This window comes from Microbacterium sp. SSM24, from assembly GCF_025989145.1.
Classification (GTDB): Bacteria; Actinomycetota; Actinomycetes; order Actinomycetales; family Microbacteriaceae; genus Microbacterium.
Map to the genome: position 1 here is coordinate 932,425 of NZ_JAPDNQ010000001.1, position 19,761 is coordinate 952,185.

The following is a 19,761-nucleotide window of genomic DNA, read 5'->3' on the forward strand; positions in this document are numbered from 1 at the left end:
GTTCAGCCCTTGACAGAGCCGGAGATGAGGTCGATGCGCCAGAAGCGCTGGAGGACGATGAAGAGGAGGATGAGCGGCACTGCCGACACGAGCGAGCCCACGATCGCGAGGTTGTTGAAGGCGGGCTCCGTGGGTCCGCGATTGATGAGGAGAGAGAGCCCGACCGTCAGCGGGAACTTGGAGTCGTCGCTGAGCATGATGTACGGAAGCAGATAGTTGTTCCAGATGCCGACGAACTGCAGCAGGAAGACGGTCACCAGACTCGGGAACATCGGTGCCAGCGCGAGTTGGCCGAAGATGCGGTACTCCCCGGCGCCGTCGAGTCGCCCGGCTTCCAGCATCTCGTCCGGCACCGCCGACTGTGCGTAGACCATGCAGAGGAACACGCCGAGCGGGTTCACAAGACTGGGGATCAGCACCGACGCGTAAGAGCCCGCGAGGTTGAGCGACGAGAACAGGAGGTACTGCGGGATCGCGAGCATCACCGCAGGAACCAGGATGCCGGACACGAGAAGGAGCATCGTCGTCGTGCGGCCCGGATAGTGATACTTCGCCAGACCGTATCCTGCGGCAGCGGCGATCAGTGTCGACAGGATCGCGCCGCCACCGGCGTAGAGCAGGCTGTTGCCCACCCATCGCATGAAGGCGCCGTTCTCCCAGCTGAAGAGATTGACGAGGTTGGTCTGCAGGCCGCCGGTGAAGCTCGGGATCAGTGTCGACGTCGTGTACAACTCGCCGTATCCCTTCGTGGACGCGATGAACAGCCAGAGCACCGGATACAGGGCATAGACGACCCCGACGGTGAGCACGACATAGGCGAGCGCCTTGCCGGTGGCGGCTCCCCCGATGAGACGGCCGGCCCTCTGCGTCGTGGCGGCGCTCATCGTTCTGTCTCCGTCAGACGGCGGCGGCTGAGCCCGAGGACGACAAGCGATCCGATCAAGGTCATCGCGGCGAGGATCAGCGACGACGCCGCGGCCCCGTTGAAGTCACTCTGACGGAAGGCCTGGTTGTAGATGTTCATCATCGGCATGAAGTCCGTGGAGATGGCGGTGGTCAGAGGTTTGAGAAGCTGAGGCTCGGTGAACACCTGCAGCGTGCCGATGAGGGCGAAGATCGTCGTGAGCACGATCGCGGGAAGGATCATCGGCAGCTTGATGTTGAGCGCGATCCGCCACTGGCCGCACCCGTCGACCCGCGCGGAGTCGATCACTTCCTGCGGGATGGTGCGCAGGGCGGTGTAGATGAGGACGGTGTTGAATCCGACGACTCCCCAGATGCTGATGTTCGCCAGCGACACGTACAGCATTCCGGAGTCCAGGAAGCTCGGCGCGGAAAGCCCGAACAGTTCGAACGCCTGCCCGATGGGACTCACCTGCGGCAAGTACAGGAATCCCCACATGATCGCCGCGACGACGCCGGGGATGGCGAACGGCAGGAAGATCATGAGGCGCGCGAATCCCGAGAACCGCGTCTTGAGCGCATCGATGATCAGCGCGAGACCGAGTGCAGCGATCATCATCACGGGGGCGAAGATGACGCCGTAGTGGAGCATCCGCTGGACGGACGCCCAGAATGCCCCGTCAGTCAGGACCTCGGCGAAGTTCTCCAGCCCGACGAAGACGGGCTCCTTCGTACCGATGAGGCCGCCGGTCACTCGCTCCTTCTGAAGGCTCAGGACGACCGTGTAGCCGATCGGGATGATCAGGACGAGGATCGACACCGCGATCGCAGGGCTGGTGAACACCCATGGAGCGATCCGGCTGTGGCCGGCTCCGTGACGACGCGCCGCGCGGGCCCGAGTGCGAGGCCGGGCCCGCACAGCTGAGACGAGCATCGCTAGTCAGTCACCTCGAATCCGCCATCTTCGAGATTCGCCACGGTCGCATCCTGCACCGATCCCAGGATCGCGCTGAAGTCGGATCCATCCTGGATGGCCTTCGCGAGACCGTCGGAGAGCTGACCGTAGGCGAAGGGCACGTTCGGTCCGAAGCTGATCGCCTGGCCGATCTGGTCCGCCTCATCCGCGATCACCCACAGGTTCGGGTCCTGCACGAGGAACGCCGGCGGCGGGGTCTCGCGAAGCACCTCACGCGATGCGGTCGTCGTGGTGAAGTTGCCGATGAGCTCGTTGCGCAAGGCCGTGGCCTCCGGGTCCGCCGTGATCCAGTGGATGAACTCGGCCGCACCTTCCCGGTTCTTCGAGTTGGAGGGGATCATGTAGGCGGCTCCGCCCACATAGCTGTCGGCTGTCTCCGACGCATCCCACTGAGGGACGGGAGCAACCGCCCACACCCCGGACTTCGAGGGGTCGGCGGCCTCGATGAGTCCGTTCGCCCAGGTCGAGCCGACGAGTGTAACGATCTGATCAGCCGCGACGGCCGCATTCCACTCCGTCGACCAGTTGCCCGTCACCTTGACCAGCCCCTCGTCGACGAGGCCGCCCCAGTAGTCGAGCACCTTCGCGGTCGGCTCGTCGTCGAACGACACCTTCCACGTGTCACCGTCGGCCGACCACCAATTCGATCCGGCCTGCGTGGACAGTGCGTTGAGCCAGTTGCCGTCGGCGGCGTCCATCGACGCGATGAACGCGTCGGGGTGCGCGGTCTTGATGGTTCGCGCGTCGGCGGCGTACTCGTCCCACGTCGTCGGGGGCTCAAGTCCGAGCGCATCGAAGATGTCCTTGCGGTAGTAGAGGAAGAGGGGGCCGGTGTCGCTCGGAAGCGCGTAGGTGCTTCCTCCGAACTCGACGCTGGCCCATGCGGCCGGCGAGTACTCGTCCTTGAACGAGGCGAGCTCCTCACTCGAGTCGGCGATGGTCCCATTGGCGATCAGGGATGGGATGTCCTGAAGGAACGTCGCTGCGGCGTCAGGGCCGTTACCCGCCTTGTTGGCGGCAGAAAGCTTCGCCTGGTAGTCGTCACCCGCGCCCGGGTTCGTGATCTCGAGCGGCATGTCCGGGTGGGTTTCGTTCCACAGATCGACGATCGGCTGGGTGTCCTCCGACATCGACCAGTCCCACAGCCTGATCACGCCGGACTCGGACTCGCCGCCGCTGTCCGGTCCGGAGCAGCCGCTCAGGACGCCGACGGCTGCGACGGCGGCGGCGACGATGGCCAATGACCTCTTCATGCGCAAACTCTCCCTTGAATTCGATGTCCCGGGTTCGGGCTGAGAAACCGGTTTCTGAACTATATGCACAACCGTCTCACGGCGTCAAACGCCTCGCGGCAATCAGCCTTCGATCGTGGGGAACCCCGAGCTCTCCCGCACCTGCAGCACGCCGGTGAGACGGACGGCCGGCGAGCTGGGGTCGCCGAAGATCACGCGGCGAAGACCGTGCCAGGCTCGCGAGCCGAGGTCTTCCTGAGGAACGGCGACCGTCGTGAGCGGCGGATCGCTGAATCGCGCGAACGGGATGTCGTCGATGCCGACGACGGATAGCCGCTTGGGGACGTGGACGGCCAGCTCGCGCAGGTGCGACAGCAAGCCGAGGGCGACGAGGTCGTTGAAGGCGATGACTGCACTGGCCCCGGACTCGAGAACGGCGCGCGCGCTCGACCATCCCGAGTCGAGCGTCGACCCGGCGATGAGCGTCTCGATGACGACCCCGTCATGTCGGTCCCGCCCTTCTTGGAGCGCCCGCTCGCGCGCTCGATTCGATGCGACGGCATCCGGCCCGCCGAGATACAGGATCCGCTTGTGGCCGAGCGTGACCAGATGATCTATGAGGAGTTCCGTCGCCTGCGCGTAGTCCATGGAGACTTCCGGCACCCCGAGGTCTCCGCGGTCGCGATTGATGACGGCGACGGGAGACGTGCGCGCGAGCACCTCGGCGAGCGCTGCGTCTCCCATGCGGGGAGCGCACAGCACCAGCGCATCGCAGCGGCTCCGGGCCTCGAGAGCCGTCGCGCGCTCGAGTTCGGGATTGCCCTGCGCATCGCCCACGAGCACGCGGTACCCGTCGAGAGCAGCGGCGCGGGTGACCCCGCGCAGGACCGCTTGGAACGTCGGGTTGTCGAGGTCGGGGACGACGACGGCCACCGTGTGGGTCCGCCCGAGCGAAAGATTTCTGGCCGTCTCACTGGGACGATAGTTCAGCTCTGCGATCACCGAGCGAACCCGCTCAGCGATGGCGGGATCGACGGTTGAGAGCCCGTTCACCACGCGCGACACCGTCGCCCGCGAGACCCGTGCTGCCGCAGCGACATCCCCGATGGTGACTGCCTTGGCCTCGGTACGTTTCGCCATGCCCTCATTCCTAGCGTCTCTGACTCCTCACGCTGGCACTTTGCGTAATCGTCGACTTTCAGTCTAGGATCAGAAACCGGTTTCTGAAGGAGTTTAGATGCGAATCGTCGTGACAGGCGCAGCCGGCCGGCTCGGCCGTAGTGTCGTCGCACTGCTGAGCGAGCGCGGACACGAGGTCACCGGCTGGGATCGGGTGGGATCGACGTCCGGCCTCGTTCGAGCTGTCGACGTCTCCGATCGCCCGGCGCTGGACTCCGCCATCCAGGATGCGGAACCGGAGGCGATCATCCACCTCGCGGGCATCGCCGTCCCCTTCTCGGCGCCCGAGGACGTCATCTTCGCGACGAACACGACGCTGGCGCTCAATATCCTCCACGCCGCCGTCGAGCACGCGGTCTCACGAGTGCTGCTCGCCTCGAGCCCCACGGTCGTCGGGTACGGGGAACCCGGATGGACCCCGGCACACCTGCCGCTCGTCGAGAGCAGCCCACGAGCACCCCGCAACGCCTACGCCCTCTCCAAAGTCTGCATCGAGGACATGACCGAGATGTTCACGAGGCTCCATCCGAAGCTTCGTGCCGCGACATTCCGGCCCTGCTACGTGGTCACACCCGAGGAATGGGCCGGTACACCTACACAGCAGGGTCACACGATCGTCGAGCGACTCCTGCGACCGGAACTGGCTGCGGTGTCGCTGTTCAACTACGTCGACGCCCGGGACGCCGCCGCTTTCGTGGACGCGTGGCTCCGCGCCGACGATTCACCGCACGGCGCGCGGTACTTCGTCGGTGCGGCCGACTCCCTCTCCGTCGAGTCTCTGTCCACGCTGCTCCCGCGCAGCGTGCCGGGGACCGCGGTCGCCGCGCCGTCGTTGCACGGCTCTGCCGCGGCGTTCGATTGCGGCGCCGCGTATCGAGACATCGGGTGGAAGCCGACCCGCAGCTGGCGAACCGAGCTCGCCGCCGCCGACCTCAGTGCCATCCTCCCAGCGGTCGCCGCCGGGGACGACAGTGAAGGAGACGCCCATGGGACTGACATTCGATGACGGCCCGCTCTACTTTCCGATCACCGTCTTCGGAGCGTCGGGCGGGGTCGATCTCGCAACGACCGCGAGCCTGATCGAGGAGCGGATGGCGCAGGGCGCCGGCGGAGTCTTCCCGGCGTGCGGCACGGGAGAGTTCGCGGCCCTCGCGCCTGATGAGGCCATCGCGGTCGTCGCCGCCACCGTGCACACCGTCGGAGGCCGTCTCCCGGTCGTAGCCGGAGTCGGCGGAGCGGTCGGCACCGCCGTCCGATCGGCGAAGGCCGTGCAGGACGCGGGAGCTGACGGCATCCTTCTCCTTCCGCCCTATCTCAGTTCGGGACCCCAGGAGGGACTTCGGCGCTATGTCGAAGCCGTGGCCGCAGTGACGACGCTCCCGGTCATCGTCTACCACCGCGCGAACGCGCGGTTCTCACCCGCCACGTTCTCCGGACTCCTGGCGGATCTTCCCAACGTGGTCGGGCTGAAGGATGGCATCGGCGATGTCGCACTCGCGGCAGAGCTCGCGCTCGCCGCCCGTGCGGTGCGTCCTAACGTCCTCCTCTTCAACGGTCTGCTGACGGCAGAGGCCAGTCAACTGGCCTACGCCGGCATCGGCATCCCGCTCTATTCCTCTGCTGTGTTCGCGATGGCCCCAGGCGTCGCGAGAGCCTTCCACCGTGCCCTCGCGCGCGGGGATGCACAAACGTGCGACAAGCTGTTGCGGGAGTTCTTCTACCCGCTCGTCGCGTTGCGCGACAGCACCCCCGGCTACGCGGTTTCGCTGATCAAGGCGGGCATCGCGCTTTCGGAACCCCGCGCAGGTCTGCCCCGCCCACCGCTGGTGGAGCCCTCCGCCGTAGACCTCGAGCGACTCGCCGCGCTGCTGCGTACAGCTGCCGAGCTGACGGCCCAGCCGTGACTCCCACCATCGCAAGGATCTCGATCCACCATCATCGCGCGAGGATGCCGCGCCCCTGGGAGCCGGCGTCACCTGACTGCCACGTCATCGCCGTCCTCGTGACCGACTCCGACGGCCGCACCGGACAAGGCTTCTCATGGACGCCCACGATCGGCGCCGCCGCGATCACGGCGCTGCTCCGCCACGACATCACGAAATTCGCGGTCGGCCGGCCGGCCGACCCCCGCGAGGTCTGGACGGATCTCTGGACTCGTCTGCACGAGATCGGCGGGGGTGGTGTCACGACGATCGCCATGGCGGGGCTCGACACCGCGCTGTGGGATCTCGTGCTGCGATCCGCCGACGAGACATTGCTTGATGCCCTCGGGCGCACGCACGACCGCGCACCGGTGTACGGCTCGGGCGTGAATCTGCATTACTCGCGCGCTCAGCTCGCCGACCAGGTCGGTCGCTGGGTCGCGCGCGGGTATCGAGCCGCGAAGATGAAGGTCGGCACTCCCGATCTCGAACGAGATCGAGCCCGGGTCCGTCTCGCACGAGACATCCTGGGAGACGACCGGCTGCTGATGCTCGATGCAAACCAGCGCTGGGACGTCGAGACGGCCGCAGCATCCATCACCCGCCTCGCCGACTTCGTTCCCGCATGGATCGAGGAGCCGCTGCGCTCTGACGACCTGGTCGGCTATCGGCGCCTGCGACGCCTCATCGATACGCCGATCGCCCTGGGCGAGAACCTGCACAATATCCACCAGTTCCGCACCGTGCTGGAGGCGGGCATCGCGTCCTACATTCAGCCGAACGTCATCCGCGTGGGCGGCATCACCCCGTTCCTCGAGATCGCGCAGCTCGCCGATGAATACGGCGTGCCGGTCGCGCCGCACGCCCTCCCAGACCTCTCCGGCCAGCTCGCGCTCGCGCGGGCCGACACGATCTGGGTCGAAGACATCGAAGATGCCGGCCTCGAGGCACTGGGCGTGCTCACACGGCCATCCCCCGTACGCATCGAGGATGGCTGGGCCGTCGTCGAGGAGCAGCCGGGGTTGGGTTTGGAGTTCGTCGGCGTCGCCTCCGGCGGCGATGAGTCGGTCGCATCCGAGATCGGAGCAGTGTGAACCAGTCCGTCACCTCCACCCCCACATCCTCCGAGGAGCTCGACGACATCCTGGCGCGAGCCGCTGCAGCTGCGGATGCGTGGGCCCAGACGAGCCGCGCCGACCGCGCGGTCGTGCTCGAGGCGATCGCGGATCGACTCGACCACGCGCGGGATGAGCTCGTCCAGATCGCACACGCGGAGACGCACCTCGCACACGCCAGGCTGAGGGCCGAGCTTCAGAGGACCACCTTCCAGCTGCGACTCTTCGGCGACGAGATCCGGGACGGCTCGTACCTGGGCATCAGGATCGACCACGCGGATCCGGACTGGCCGATGGGCGCGCCGCGGCCCGAGCTGCGCCGAATGCTCGTGCCGCTCGGGCCCACCGTGGTGTTCGCCGCGAGCAACTTCCCGTTCGCATTCAGCGTCGCGGGAGGCGACACCGCCGCCGCGCTCGCTGCCGGATGCCCCGTCATCCTCAAAGCCCACTCCGGTCATCCCGATCTGTCGCGACGGACCGGTGCGCTGGTCTCGGAGGCCGTGCGGGACGCCGGAGGAGCTCCGGGCGTGTTCGCGGTGATCTTCGGCACCGACGCGGGCCGCGCCGCCGTGCAGGATCCTCGAGTGAAGGCGGGAGCCTTCACCGGCTCGCTCACGGGAGGCCGCGCGCTGTTCGACCTCGCCAACGCGCGCCCCGACCCGATCCCCTTCTACGGCGAACTCGGAAGCGTCAACCCGGTTTTCGTGACCGAGGCTGCCGCGGCGAGCCGCGCGAGCGAGATCGCCGCGCAATTCGCCGCCTCGATGACGCTGAGCGCGGGTCAGTTCTGCACCAAGCCCGGACTGCTCGTCGTGCCGGAACGATCCTCCATCGTTCGTGAGCTGACTCTTGCTGAGCTGCCTCCGCCTGCCAGGCTGCTGAACGAGCGCATCCAGCGCGGGTATGTCGACGAGCTGCAGAGTCTGCGAAATGACCCCGCGGTGACCGTCCTCGCAGAGGGAGCCGATCCGCTCGCCGATCCGCCAGGCGCAACGCTCTTGCGGGCGGATGTCGACGCCGTCATCGCGCGGCCCGACGAACTCGTCCGCGAATGCTTCGGACCGACCGCACTGGTCGTAACGTACCGAGACGAGACCCGGATGCTCGACTTGGCTCGCATCGTCCCTGGACAGCTGACGGCAACGGTCGTCGCCGAAGGATCGGAGAGCCTGCTTCCGGAACTCCTGCGCCTGCTCGCCGGTACGGCAGGGCGGGTCCTGTGGAATCAATGGCCCACCGGGGTCTCCGTCACGCACGCCCAGCAGCACGGCGGACCCTACCCGGCGTCGACGTCCGCCGGCACGACGTCCGTGGGAACGGCCTCGATCTCACGGTTCCTTCGGCCGGTGGCATATCAGGGCTTCCCCCTCCAGCTGCTCCCCGAGGAACTCCGCGATCAGCCTCCGTGGCAGTCGGCACGACTCGTCGATGGGCTGTGTGAATCGGCGGGCCAGCGGTAGCGGGGCCGGCGTCAGCGCATCCGCGCGCGAGACGTCTTTCGCGCGGCGCGCACGGGCGATGCCGCGACGGCCTCCCCGACCGTGTTGACGATCTCGCCGATTCCTTCGACGACCATTCGCACGACGTCACCTCTCTGCAATGGCCGGGGCTCGAGGATCCCGCGCCGACCCCACAGCTCGGCGAGGCATCCGCCGTTGCCGACGGTCCCCGATCCCAGAACATCGCCGGGAACGACGCGGGAGTTGCGCGAGGCGTACGCGACCAGCTCGGCGAACGTCCAGCCCATGTTCGAGACCAGATCCTCGCCCACGAGCGTGCCGTTCACATACACCTCGGCGCGCACGGCGAGGAATCCTTCGGGGTCGACGTAGGGCGCCAGCTCGTCCGCCGTCACGATCCACGGTCCGAGCGTGGTTCCGAAGTCCTTGCCCTTCGCCGGACCGAGTCTGACCTTCATCTCACGGGACTGGATGTCGCGCGCCGACCAGTCGTTCATGATCGTATAGCCGAAGATGTGGGCGTCGGCCTCATTCGAACGCAGGTTCGCCCCGGTCGAAGACGGCCCCGCGCCGATGACGGCGGCGAGTTCGAGCTCGAAGTCCAGTCGCTCACACGCCGGCGGCGAGAGCTCGTCCTCAGTGCCGATGACGGTGTGCGGGTTGGTGAAATAGAACGTCGGCGCTTGATACCACTCGGGCACGACCTCGCTCTTGCCGTCGACCGCGGCGCTCACCCCCTCGACGTGCTCCTCGAAGGCGACGAAGTCGCGAATGGTGGCCGGGACGAGTGGAGCGAGCAGCCGCACTGCGGCCAACGCGACATGGGCATCGTCAGGACGGAGGCCCCCCGCCACCGCGTCATGAAGGCCGTGGGCGGCCTCGAGTCCGCTCGCGAGCACATCCGCCACCGTCCGCCTCTCGGGAAATGGAATGACGTTCTCGCCCACGACGAAGCCTTCGCTGACGGTGCCGCCGACGGCCCAGCGCGCGATCCTCATGCGCGCACGCGGCTTTCGAGCAGACCCGCCGCGTTCAGCGAGAGGACCGCCAGTGCAACCTCGTCAGGCAGCCCTGCGCGATCGATCGCCGCGACGGGATCCTCGAGCCCCATGTCGAAGGGGAAGTCGCTGCCGAGCACGATCCGATCGGCGCCGGCGACTTCCACGAGAGTCCGGAGCGCGCGGGAGTCGTGAACGACCGTGTCGAACCAGATTCGGCGCAGATAGGACGACGGCTCGTGGTCGCAGTGCCGGGCGTCTGAGCGCACCCGCCACGCGTGGTCGGAGCGCCCGATCGCCGTCGGCAGGTATCCGCCGCCGTGAGCAACGACAAGCTTCAGACGCGGATGACGGTCCAGCACGCCCGAGAAGATCAGATGCGACAATGCCACGGCGTTCTCGACTGGCTGCCCGACGGTGTTCGCCAGGTAGAAGCGGTCGAGCCGCTCGTCGAGACTGCAGCCGAAGGGATGGAGGAAGACGATCGCCCCGAGTTCCTCTACGCGTGACCAGAACGGCTCGAGGCGAGGGTCCGACAGCTCCACGTCCCCGGCGAACGAGGAGATCTCCACCCCGGCAAGTCCGCGACCGAGGACGGCGTCGTCTACGCACTCGAGAATCCGAGCCGGATGCTGAAGCGGAACGACGCCGAGCCCCGTAAGCCGGTCCGCTGACTTGCCGACGTGCTCCGCAACGAGGCGGTTCGTCTCCTGCGCGATCCAGACGGCGAGCTGCTCGCTGGCCCACGGGTAGAAGTGATTCGGCGAGACGCTGACCCATTGCCGGTCCACGCCCTGCGCGTCCATCGCCGCGAGGCGAACATCCACGTCGGTGAGCCTGGGGATGCGTGCGCCCACCATCGGCCCGGAGACCTGGAGGCTCTCGGTGCCGTTGCGGCGCAGCTCGAGAGCGGCGGCGGCCGCGACGCCTTCGGGATCGCGGCGCTCTATCTCGGCGTGCAGCTCAGGCAGAAGGAGGTGAGCGTGGACGTCGGTCACGGGCATCCGCTCTCCGGTCGAGCTCATGCCGGTTCCGCCATCTGTCGTGCGACGGAGAACATCAGCCCAGGTACGTCCGCGTCGCGGACGCCGTCGAGCTGCCATTGGCCGAGCTGGACGGATGCTTCGACTACCGCCGACGCACGTGGCAGACGCCGCGCATGGAAGTCGTCCCACAGCTGCTGATCGAGGGTGTCGCGGGTGACCAGAAGCTCCGTGAGGACGAGCGCATCCTCGAGGCCCTGGGCGGCGCCCTGCGCGATCGTCGGGGGGCAGCTGTGCGCGGCATCCCCGATGATCACGACGTTTCCTCGATTCCATGGCGCGGGCACGAGGTGCTGGGTGAACCAGGTGTAGTTCGCGGCGGCTCCGGCGGCGAGGTCATCGCGGATCGAGTTCCACGGGCCCCCGTAGGCGCGGGACTCGTCGAGCATGATCCGCGTCGCGTCCTCCGCGCTGATTCCCTGGCGGTCCTGCGCCTTCTCGACCAGAAAGGCGTACATGGTGCCGTCGCCAGTCGGGGTGTACCCCGCGATGAAGACGGGGCCGCCGTAGTAGAGTTCGGTTCGCTCGACTTCTGCGGGTCGCGAGACGAATGCGCGCCAGATGCCCATGCCCGTCGGCGTCGGCTCCGTCTCGATGCCCACGAGTCCACGGACGGCCGAGTGAACGCCGTCCGCACCGATCAGCAGGTCGTACGTGCCGGCACTCGCATTGTTCAAGAGGACTTCGACACCGCCGCCCCCTTGGATCACTCCGGTCACCTCGCTGTCGAAGTGCACGTGCGCTCCGGCCTGTTCGGCGTGACGGTGCAGGATGCGCGCGAGGTCCGACCGGGGCATCCCCATCGCAGCGGGGTAGTCCGGTCCGCCTGTCTTCACATCGGGGAGCTCCGCGACGATCGGCGCGCCCGGGCCGGGAGCGCGAAGATTCAAGCCTTCGAACGGGAATCCGGCAGCACGGATGTCTTCCCAGACGCCGAGCGCATCGAACACCCGCAGAGCGTTGCCCTGCAATGAGATGCCCGAGCCGACCGTCGTCAACCCGGTCTTGCGTTCGAAAAGATCGACGTCGACGCCCGACTTGGCGAGCTGAATTGCGGTGGCCATCGCGGCGACACCGCTCCCGGCGATCGCAACGTTGCGCACTGCGGTCATGTCGGAACCTCCTTGTTCTCGATGAATGGTCGCGGTCAGAAGACGGCGACAGGGTTGATGGGCGAGCCGACGGCTCCGGTGATCGGCAGAGGCGGCGCGGAGAGCAGGAAGTCCCAGCGTCTCCGCGCTCGACACGACACCGCGAGGGCATCCAGATCCCACATCTCGCCGATCGTGAGACCGATGTTGGGGATGACGACCTGGTGCAGAGGCTGGAAGCTCGGGGCATCGAACTCGTTCGGCCGCACCTCGAACCCCCAGGTGTCCGTCGCGATGGCGGCGATCTCCGACCGGTGGAGCCAGCCGGCGGTGGTGAGCGACAGGCCCGCGGACGGCCCTCCGGCGTACTCACCCCACCCCTCCCGGCGCGCCCGGGCGAGCCGTCCGGTACGAACGAGGACGATGTCTCCGCGTCCGACCGACACGCCCTGAGCGGCGGCGCAGTCATCGAGTTCGGCGGCGCTGATGGCGTAGCCGTCGGGAAGCTCCGCATCGTCGGGGCGAAGGTGCGCGCCGACGTCGAGGAGCACTCCGCGGGAGACGATGGCGGCGGCAGCGTGCTCGATGCCCGTGACGAGGTCGCCCTCGCTCGTGACGACATCGCCGGCGCGACGGCCGTTCCAGGCCATGCCGTGGTCGAAGATGTGACCGAGCCCGTCCCACTGGGTCGAGCACTGGAGCGGCATCGCGATGACGTCGTCCGCACCGCCGATTCCGTGCGGGAAGCCCTGATTGCCCCGCTCGGCATCGACTCCCGTGTCGGTCATCGTGTGCACGGGGTTAGTGCGGCGCCGCCAACCGCGCTGCGGGCCATCGGTGTCGAAGGCCTGCGAGAGCGAGATGACCTCTCCCTGGCGAACGAGCCCGGCAGCCTCTCTCCGCTTGGCCGCGTCGATGAAATTCAGTGTGCCCAGCACATCGTCGTGGCCCCAGCGCCCCCAGTTGCGATAGGCGGCGGCTCGGGCCGCCACTTCGCTCTCGGGATCGGAGCGGTCGATGTCGGCGGGCGACTCGCTGGGCGGATTCACTCGGCAGCCTCCGCGGTGACATGGACGATCTGCGTGCCGAGCCCGTCGATGGAACCGGCCATGACATCTCCGTCCTTCAGGAACCGCTTCCAATGCTGACCGTTGCCGGCGGGGCTCCCGGTCAGGAGCAGGTCACCCGGAAGAAGCGGCATCGTCTGTGACGCCCCCGCGACGAGCGACGGGATGTCGAACAGCAGGTCGCGAGTCGTGGCATCCTGCATCACTTCACCGTTCAGCTCCAGGCGCAGCCGCACGTCGCCGGCGTCGACGAATGCAGCAGGGACGAGGAACGGACCGGTCGGCAGGAAGCCGGGGGCGTTCTTCGCGCGGTACCAGTCCGTGCCGATCTCCTTCATGTCCTTGCGGAACACGAGGTCACGCGTGGTGATGTCGTTGACGATCGTGTAGCCCGCCACGTGCCCCATCGCCTGCTCACGATCGACCCGGAACGCTTCGCGCCCGATCACGACGGCCAGTTCGAGCTCCCAGTCGTGGACGTCGCTGTAACCCGGCAGCTTCAGCGGCACGTCGTCGCCGACGACGCAGGCGGGCATCCCGACGAAGAAGTAGGGCTCCCCGTTCGCCGCTCGGTCGTCCATCAGCTGAGCCGCGAAGGCACGCGCTTCGTCCGGAGTCCGTGAGGAGTCCTGCGTCAGACCCGCGGCGACGAGTTCGATCACGTGCTGCCGGTAGTTCGCACCGGTCTGCAGCACCTGCCGCGGCTCCACGGGAGCGATGAGAGTGACTTCGGAAAGCGCGAGCCATCGCCCCGCAGTGCTCTCGGCGAGCGTGGACAGGCGCTGCCAGTCCGGTGCGGCGAGGAACTCGTTGAGGCCCCCGGCACCGAGGTCGGCGTCGTCGACCGCTCGGACGCGGTCTCCCACGACGAGGCCGAGGCGGGCCACGTCGCCGTCGCGGAATCGGGCGAGCGCGAACGGAACGGGCGGTGGAGTCGAAGCCATGTGATCTCCTCGCGTCGATGCGTCGGATGAGTGGGATGATGTCCGGGGTCAGCCCTGGCCGTGCTTGGCGTACGGGTTGAAAAGGGCGTCCTTGATCTCGTCAGGCACGCCTTCCTCCGTGGCGCTCGGGCCATCGGCCGGCGGGAAGGACTCCGTCATCGACATCGGCATCGCGCTGTTGCGGTAGAGGTTGTTCGAGCCGAGCGACGGCTTCCAGGTGTTCGGCTGCCAGTCCGGCACGTAGTTGCGGTAGCCGCCGGTGTTGAGCTCGATGCGCAGAGTGGACGGTTCGCGGTAGTAGAGGAAGTTCTGCTCGCCGATGCCGTGGATGGAGGGACCGTACTCGATCGGGATGCCGTTCTCCATGAGCACGTCGGCGGCGATGAGGAGCTCCTCTCGGGTGTCGACCCAGAACGCGTAGTGGTTGACGCGACCTGCGCGCGTGGACCCGTCGAGGACGACTCCGAGGTCATGCGACTTCTCGTTGGTCGTGAGGACGGAGAACACGGAGATCGGTGCCTCGTCGAGGACGGTTCGCGCCATGATGCGGAAGCCGAGCACCTCGTTGTACCAGGCGGCGAAGGCATCGACATCGCTGGTTGCGATGGTGACATGGTCGAGCTGGCGCGGTGCGCCGGCAACCTTGCTGCGGCGGGAGGGGCGGTCGGGGTAGATGGAGGCCGAGTTACCGTCGGTGTCGTGATGACGCGTGACGTCCCAGTGAAGGGTCATGCTGTGGCCCCACGGACCGATGAAACGGAACGCCCGGCCGATATGCGGCACGTCGATCCACTCGCCCACGATGCCGGCTGTCTCGATCCGCTTGGCGGCTTCCTCCAGCGCTTCCAGGCTCGACGTGCGCCAGGCCATCGTCTTCAGCGACGGCTCGTCGCCGGGAACCACGACGACAGAGTACGCGTAGTAGTCGCCCCAGCAACGGAGGTAGACGGCGCCGTCGATGCGATCGACGACGGTCAGACCGACCTGCGACTCGTAGAACGCGACTGATGCCTCGACATCCGGCGACGTGATCGCGACGTACGACAGGTGGGAGAGCAGCTTGATCATCTTCGATCGTCCTTTCGGGGTCGGCGTCATCCGACCCGGTTCCACTCTTCAATATCGACGAGTATCAGGGAATGCCCACTTGCCTATCCCGTGCATAAATGCGGCTTATGTTGTATGGTCGCTGATGCCCGACGCAAAGGACACATGGCCGTGACCGATCGCCCCTCTCTCGCCCGCCTCGATCTCAACCTGCTCATCGCGCTCGACGCGCTCCTCACCGAGCGCAGCGTCACGAAGGCGGCGCAGCAGCTGCATCTCAGCCAGCCCGCCCTGTCGGCCTCCCTCGCGCGACTCCGGGCGCACTTCAATGACCCGATCCTCGCGCGACAGGGGAACTCCTACGAGCTCACGCCGCTGGCGCTCAGGCTCGCCGAGCACACATCTACAGCACTCGACTCCGCGCGGCGGGTCTTCGAGAGCCAGGCGGAGTGGTCGCCGGCTGATTCCACGCGCGAGTTCTCGGTCTACGGATCGGACTACAGCTTCGCAACAGTCGGGCGGGCCGCCTGCGCAATCGCCTCCGAGCGCGCGCCGGGTGTCCGCTTCCGATTCATGCTGCACACCCCAGCGGTCATCGACGATGTCGAGAACCGATTGCGCTCCGTCGACGGCATGATGATCCCCCACGGCTTCCTGACCGACCTGCCGTACCTGGATCTGTGGCGAGACCGGTGGCTCATCGTGGCAGCCATCGAGAACGAGCGCGTGCGTGAGGGCCTCACCCTGGAGGCGCTCGGCGAGCTGCCCTGGGTCTTCACCTACCAGTCCCGCAGCGCATTCACGTCGGCCAGCCGCCAGCTGCAGCAGCTCGGCATCGAACCGCACGTCGAGGCCGTGGTGGAGAGTTTCCTCGCGCTCCCCCACTTCATCGCCGGTACGGATCGACTCGGCCTCGTTCAAGCAGGGTTGAGCGACTCCCTGCTCGGGTCGGGCGATGTGCGACTGATCGAGCCGCCATTCGATGCGACGCCGGTGCTCAACGCCTTGTGGTGGCATCCCGTCCATGGGCGGGATCCCGAGCACACCTGGATGCGCGGGATCTTCGCTGAGGCCGCAGCGACGTTGTCGGCGCCGACCCACGGGTGATCGCGGATCGGCGCCGACGGCACCGGTTGTGCTCCCGCCTGCTCAGGGCGGGGGGACTAGACCTCTGCGGGTGTGCGTCTGATCCCTACTCCCACCAGCACGGCCATCACTGCCGCCGTGACGCCCACGATCCCGACCGCGATCGGCAGGCCGCCGACGGCAGCGGCGAGCACTCCGATGAGGATCGGGGTCAGGAACTGGCCGAGGTAGAAGGCCGTGTTCCACCAGCCGGTGACGCGCCCGCGCTCTTCGAATCGCGTGGAGGCGACGACCCATGTCAGCATCGACGGCAGCAGGAGGCCCGAACCGAACCCGGCCAGGATGGCGCCGACGATGATGCCCACGAAGCCTGGGAAGACCCAGATCAGGATCATTCCGAGCGCCTGCAGCCCGAACGCGATCGGAAGCAGACGACCCGGCGCGAGCTTCGACACCCTCGCGAAGACGAAGCCACCGATAGCGGTGGCGAGCGACGCCGCGGCGGCGACGATGCCGATGGTGGCGGTGTCGTTGGCAGGGACTCCCGTTCCGACCACGAGGTAGGACGTTTCGATGATCAGGACGTAGAAGGTGAACCCGCCGAAAAGGGTGACGAGCAGCTTCACCCAGATGCTGCGCCACGGCACCTTGACCTTGGCTCCGACAGCGGCATGCTTGTCGCTCGGGTCGCCCTTGGGCTCCCATAGCGAGATGATCATCGGGATCGCGATGACGATGCTGATGGCGTAGACCCAGAAGGGCGTGTGCCATCCACCGACGCCCAGCGCACCGCCGAGTGCGATGAACACGGTCGCCGCGAGAGTCGTGGTCACGGTCTGGAGTCCGAGGTACTTGTTCCGGCGAGCAGGCTCGTGGAAGTAGTCGACGATCAGGGTGGTGCACACGGTCATGATCGCTGCTTCGCAGACCCCGACGAGTACGCGGCTGAACAGGATCGCGGGGAGCGCCTCCAGCCAGGCGGGAGCGGTTCCCACGATCGCGTAGGCGAACATCGCGATGATCAGCAGGGTCTTGCGGCCGACGCGGTCGACGACCTGGCCGGCGAACGGTGCGAAGATCGCGATGATGAGTGCCGGAATCGCGACGATCATCGGGACCAGGATGTCGGAGCCGGCGACATCGGCGAAGTGCTCCGACAGCTGTGGCAGCACGGGGGTGATGAGGACGGATCCGAGGACGGGCATGCAGCTGCCCGCGAGCAGCAGGATGCCTTGCCAGACGCCTGCGCGTCGGGTGGCGCGCGCCTCGGGGGGTGGGAGGGTTTCGGTCATGTGAACTCCTTCGTTCACGGCCAATTCGACACCGCCGGAGCGGCATCAGTGAAGCGGAGATCGTTTATGGTGCGCATTACTCGGACTGATGCCGCTGATGCTCTCCACCGGAATGGAATGCGAAGTCGGGCCGCGCATCACGTGGACGCGCGGCCCGACCTCGGTCCCCGCAGCCGATCAGGTGTGCGACGACCCGGCTACCTGCGCAGGTCCGATTTCAGGGGATAGCGGGCGATGCGCTGATCGGCGCTGATTCCCCACAGGTCGGATTGCGGAAGGGCGGACGTCAGGTGATACGGCGTGCCATCTACGGCCGGCCCGACGTCGTTGAAGATGTGACGATATCCGCCTCGCGAGTTCGGGAAGCTGATGACGAACGCCGCCGCGCCGTTGAACGTCACGCCCTTGCTCACCGGGGTCTCGATGGCGCTGGACAGATAGCACGTGCAGGTATTGCCTCCGCCCGTGAAGCGCGACCAGCTGTGCACTCCGTCGGCCTGGAACGATCGCACGTCGTCAGCGACCTTCAGGAAGGGGTAGCCCTCCTTTGCGCCGTTCATCCATGCGGCTTGGCTCGGCGGGTCATAGGGAGGCTCGTTCTGGAGGAAGATCACGCGACCGTTCTCGCCGTTCCAGAGGATCTGAGTCTTCTGGTAGTGCTCAAGCCAGAGCCCGTACGCGGAGACGCTGTCACCGTTGACGATGAGGCCGTGGTCGGCGAGAGAGGTGGTCCAGCCGCTGTCGGCGCGCTTCATCCACGAACCGTCTATCAGCACGTGGTCCTGGTTGATCACCGCCGTGGTGGTCGCCTTTCCGGGGTTCGGCACGAGGATGTGCACATCGGTCAGCGTGGTGGGGTTGGAGGCCTTGCCCGACTTCCTCTTGGCATTCCCCACCTGCAGGAGCACGTCCGAGTTCACGGTCCCGGCGTCGATGTTGAAGCTCGAGAGGATCACGCCGGGGACATCGCCGACGCGAACGGCAGCGGTGCCGGCGGAGGCGACCAGCGTGGCGAATCCGAGGCCCATCACGACGGTGTCCGAGCGCGTGATGTTCAGCGGCTGGTCGAGGAAGTACCGCCCCGGCGTGAGGATCAGGTGCTTTCCCTTCGCGAGCTGTGCGTTGATCTGCGACGCCGTGTCGACAGGCTTCGCAAGATAGAAATCGCTCAGCGAGTGAGACTCGCCTTTACCTCGCCCGACACGCCAGTCCACGCCGCGGGTGTTCTTCTCCGCGTCCGGGACGAACACCTTGTAGCGCCCGCGGTCCAGATAGAGGAACGGGGCTTCGCGCGTGATCGGCGTCCTGTCGAGGCTGATCCGGTCACCCGAGTCGCGCCGCGAGGTAGCGGGCCCGAAATCTGTACGCGGGGCTCCCTTCACCCCGGAGAAGAGATATACACCGCCGAAACCGTCCCACTCGCCGCCGATCTCGCTGTTGCGGACGAAGTACATGCCCTGCGACCACGTACCCGGGCCGTCGGCTGTGTTGCGTCCCTCGCCGAGGAAGACGTCTCCCTCGATCCTGGTGTTCATGAAGTGGCTCCCGAATGCCGGCCCCGACGGGGGCTCGTCCATCAGGTTCACATTCCCCTCCAGGTTCACCCTTCGGAATGGAGCCGTCTGCGACGTCACCCAGTTCATTGTGTGCGCTGCGAACCCCGGCTGGATCGGGTTGATGCTGAGGTTGGTCAGCGAGCGATAGAACGTTCCGAGATTCGCAAATCCTCGGCTGTTGACATACAGCGCGCCGTTGATATCGGTATCGGTCGGCGTCGCCCCGAGGCCCGCCACAGCCGTATTCACGGGCAGCGCTGCGAGGACGATATCTGTTGCGGTGCTGGGGTCGTCCGCACCCGCGCTACTGCCATAGGATCCCGGCTTGAACAAGATCTGCCGGAAAGGGTTGCCTGCGACCGGCGCGATCAGTGCGTTGATCTGAGCCGTCGACATCGACGGGTCGACGACGATCACATTCGGCCCGAAGTCCGGGTTTCGGTCGTCCGAGCCGCCGTGAGCGAACGCGGGAGTGGCGACGGTGAAGCCTGATACGACCAGGGCGGCGGTCAACACTCCTCCCAAGACGCGACGTCGGCGTGCACGTGCGGTGATGGCCATGAACTTTCCTCTCTGTCCATCGGCATCGGCATCGGCGCCCATGCCGGCGCCTCGCGGGCGGGCTTGCATCGAGCCGCGGAAGCCCTCGCGAAATGACGAGCGCACTTCGATCCACCTCGACACACGTGCACGCCGACGAACGTGATCACAGGTTGCCGCGCTCGACGGGTCATGGGAACGCACTTCTGACTATGGGCGCATCAGCCAGCCCAATACGCACCGAGGTCAATCTCCCGGGGGCCGGTGGGATGTGCTCGCCCCAGGGCGGGTCGATGGCAGCTCCCCGCCC

17 protein-coding genes are annotated in these 19,761 nt (G+C 66.9%); 5 read left to right on the forward strand and 12 right to left on the reverse strand.

Going from position 1 to position 19,761, the window contains the following annotated elements; all coding sequences use genetic code 11:
• Positions 1–2 precede the first annotated feature (2 nt).
• From OL358_RS04355 to OL358_RS04370, 4 genes are all read right to left on the reverse strand, one after another.
• Positions 3–884, reverse strand: coding sequence for a carbohydrate ABC transporter permease (locus OL358_RS04355; RefSeq protein WP_264708714.1), 882 nt, complete (start codon positions 882–884; stop codon positions 3–5).
• Positions 881–1,747: a carbohydrate ABC transporter permease gene (locus OL358_RS04360; protein WP_264708715.1), complete on the reverse strand. Its 867-nt coding sequence runs from the start codon at positions 1,745–1,747 to the stop codon at positions 881–883. The genes OL358_RS04355 and OL358_RS04360 overlap by 4 nt, the downstream gene beginning before the upstream one ends.
• A 92-nt stretch (positions 1,748–1,839) precedes the next feature.
• Positions 1,840–3,132, reverse strand: a complete 1,293-nt coding sequence (locus OL358_RS04365; protein WP_264708716.1) for an ABC transporter substrate-binding protein — start codon at positions 3,130–3,132, stop codon at positions 1,840–1,842.
• Positions 3,133–3,234: 102 nt separating this feature from the next.
• A complete protein-coding gene (locus OL358_RS04370; RefSeq protein ID WP_264708717.1) occupies positions 3,235–4,251 on the reverse strand; it encodes a LacI family DNA-binding transcriptional regulator in 1,017 nt (338 codons plus the stop codon).
• Between the two features lie 97 nt (positions 4,252–4,348).
• Here OL358_RS04370 and OL358_RS04375 point away from each other — a divergent pair, with 97 nt between their 5' ends.
• The 4 genes from OL358_RS04375 to OL358_RS04390 are packed head-to-tail and all read left to right on the forward strand — an operon-like array spanning position 4,349 to position 8,787.
• Complete coding sequence (locus OL358_RS04375; RefSeq protein WP_264708718.1) at positions 4,349–5,296, forward strand: NAD-dependent epimerase/dehydratase family protein; 948 nt, start codon at positions 4,349–4,351, stop codon at positions 5,294–5,296.
• Positions 5,277–6,194: a 5-dehydro-4-deoxyglucarate dehydratase gene (locus OL358_RS04380; protein ID WP_264708719.1), complete on the forward strand. Its 918-nt coding sequence runs from the start codon at positions 5,277–5,279 to the stop codon at positions 6,192–6,194. The genes OL358_RS04375 and OL358_RS04380 overlap by 20 nt, the downstream gene beginning before the upstream one ends.
• A gap of 44 nt (positions 6,195–6,238) precedes the next feature.
• Positions 6,239–7,306, forward strand: a complete 1,068-nt coding sequence (locus OL358_RS04385; RefSeq protein WP_264708720.1) for a mandelate racemase/muconate lactonizing enzyme family protein — start codon at positions 6,239–6,241, stop codon at positions 7,304–7,306.
• Positions 7,303–8,787 (forward strand): aldehyde dehydrogenase (NADP(+)), encoded by a 1,485-nt coding sequence (locus tag OL358_RS04390; RefSeq protein ID WP_264708721.1) that lies wholly within the window; start codon positions 7,303–7,305, stop codon positions 8,785–8,787. Before OL358_RS04385 ends, OL358_RS04390 begins: the two co-directional genes overlap by 4 nt.
• An 11-nt stretch (positions 8,788–8,798) precedes the next feature.
• Here the strand turns inward: OL358_RS04390 and OL358_RS04395 are convergent, their stop codons facing one another.
• Genes OL358_RS04395 through OL358_RS04420 form a run of 6 tightly spaced genes read right to left on the reverse strand, consistent with a single transcriptional unit; the run spans position 8,799 to position 14,998 of the window.
• Positions 8,799–9,785: a fumarylacetoacetate hydrolase family protein gene (locus OL358_RS04395; protein ID WP_264708722.1), complete on the reverse strand. Its 987-nt coding sequence runs from the start codon at positions 9,783–9,785 to the stop codon at positions 8,799–8,801.
• Entirely contained in the window at positions 9,782–10,810 is a 1,029-nt protein-coding gene (locus OL358_RS04400) for an amidohydrolase family protein (RefSeq protein WP_264708723.1), read from the reverse strand. Before OL358_RS04400 ends, OL358_RS04395 begins: the two co-directional genes overlap by 4 nt.
• Positions 10,807–11,940, reverse strand: coding sequence for an FAD-dependent monooxygenase (locus OL358_RS04405; protein WP_264708724.1), 1,134 nt, complete (start codon positions 11,938–11,940; stop codon positions 10,807–10,809). Before OL358_RS04405 ends, OL358_RS04400 begins: the two co-directional genes overlap by 4 nt.
• A 35-nt stretch (positions 11,941–11,975) precedes the next feature.
• Positions 11,976–12,968: a cyclase family protein gene (locus OL358_RS04410; RefSeq protein WP_264708725.1), complete on the reverse strand. Its 993-nt coding sequence runs from the start codon at positions 12,966–12,968 to the stop codon at positions 11,976–11,978.
• Positions 12,965–13,930, reverse strand: a complete 966-nt coding sequence (locus OL358_RS04415) for a fumarylacetoacetate hydrolase family protein (RefSeq protein ID WP_264708726.1) — start codon at positions 13,928–13,930, stop codon at positions 12,965–12,967. The genes OL358_RS04410 and OL358_RS04415 overlap by 4 nt, the downstream gene beginning before the upstream one ends.
• Before the next feature lie 48 nt (positions 13,931–13,978).
• Positions 13,979–14,998, reverse strand: coding sequence for a VOC family protein (locus tag OL358_RS04420; protein ID WP_264708727.1), 1,020 nt, complete (start codon positions 14,996–14,998; stop codon positions 13,979–13,981).
• Positions 14,999–15,148: 150 nt separating this feature from the next.
• Here OL358_RS04420 and OL358_RS04425 point away from each other — a divergent pair, with 150 nt between their 5' ends.
• A complete protein-coding gene (locus OL358_RS04425; RefSeq protein ID WP_264708728.1) occupies positions 15,149–16,084 on the forward strand; it encodes a LysR family transcriptional regulator in 936 nt (311 codons plus the stop codon).
• A 56-nt stretch (positions 16,085–16,140) separates the two neighbouring features.
• Here OL358_RS04425 and OL358_RS04430 read toward each other — a convergent pair whose 3' ends face one another.
• Both OL358_RS04430 and OL358_RS04435 read right to left on the reverse strand, forming a co-directional pair.
• The gene (locus OL358_RS04430; protein ID WP_264708730.1) at positions 16,141–17,355 is read right to left on the reverse strand and encodes an MFS transporter; all 1,215 of its coding nucleotides are present in this window, start codon (positions 17,353–17,355) and stop codon (positions 16,141–16,143) included.
• Positions 17,356–17,552: 197 nt separating this feature from the next.
• Complete coding sequence (locus OL358_RS04435; protein ID WP_264708731.1) at positions 17,553–19,514, reverse strand: adenylyl cyclase; 1,962 nt, start codon at positions 19,512–19,514, stop codon at positions 17,553–17,555.
• Positions 19,515–19,761 lie beyond the last annotated feature (247 nt).

Excerpts from the sequence above, each read along its gene's own strand:
- OL358_RS04405 (WP_264708724.1), bottom strand. The coding sequence starts at position 11,940 with ATGACCGCAGTGCGCAACGTTGCGATCGCCGGGAGCGGTGTCGCCGCG.
- OL358_RS04355 (WP_264708714.1), bottom strand. The coding sequence starts at position 884 with ATGAGCGCCGCCACGACGCAGAGGGCCGGCCGTCTCATCGGGGGAGCC.
- OL358_RS04375 (WP_264708718.1), top strand. The coding sequence starts at position 4,349 with ATGCGAATCGTCGTGACAGGCGCAGCCGGCCGGCTCGGCCGTAGTGTC.
- OL358_RS04400 (WP_264708723.1), bottom strand. The coding sequence starts at position 10,810 with ATGAGCTCGACCGGAGAGCGGATGCCCGTGACCGACGTCCACGCTCAC.
- OL358_RS04385 (WP_264708720.1), top strand. The coding sequence starts at position 6,239 with ATGCCGCGCCCCTGGGAGCCGGCGTCACCTGACTGCCACGTCATCGCC.
- OL358_RS04370 (WP_264708717.1), bottom strand. The coding sequence starts at position 4,251 with ATGGCGAAACGTACCGAGGCCAAGGCAGTCACCATCGGGGATGTCGCT.
- OL358_RS04420 (WP_264708727.1), bottom strand. The coding sequence starts at position 14,998 with ATGATCAAGCTGCTCTCCCACCTGTCGTACGTCGCGATCACGTCGCCG.
- OL358_RS04395 (WP_264708722.1), bottom strand. The coding sequence starts at position 9,785 with ATGAGGATCGCGCGCTGGGCCGTCGGCGGCACCGTCAGCGAAGGCTTC.
- OL358_RS04430 (WP_264708730.1), bottom strand. The coding sequence starts at position 17,355 with ATGACCGAAACCCTCCCACCCCCCGAGGCGCGCGCCACCCGACGCGCA.
- OL358_RS04365 (WP_264708716.1), bottom strand. The coding sequence starts at position 3,132 with ATGAAGAGGTCATTGGCCATCGTCGCCGCCGCCGTCGCAGCCGTCGGC.
- OL358_RS04415 (WP_264708726.1), bottom strand. The coding sequence starts at position 13,930 with ATGGCTTCGACTCCACCGCCCGTTCCGTTCGCGCTCGCCCGATTCCGC.
- OL358_RS04380 (WP_264708719.1), top strand. The coding sequence starts at position 5,277 with ATGGGACTGACATTCGATGACGGCCCGCTCTACTTTCCGATCACCGTC.
- OL358_RS04435 (WP_264708731.1), bottom strand. The coding sequence starts at position 19,514 with ATGGGCGCCGATGCCGATGCCGATGGACAGAGAGGAAAGTTCATGGCC.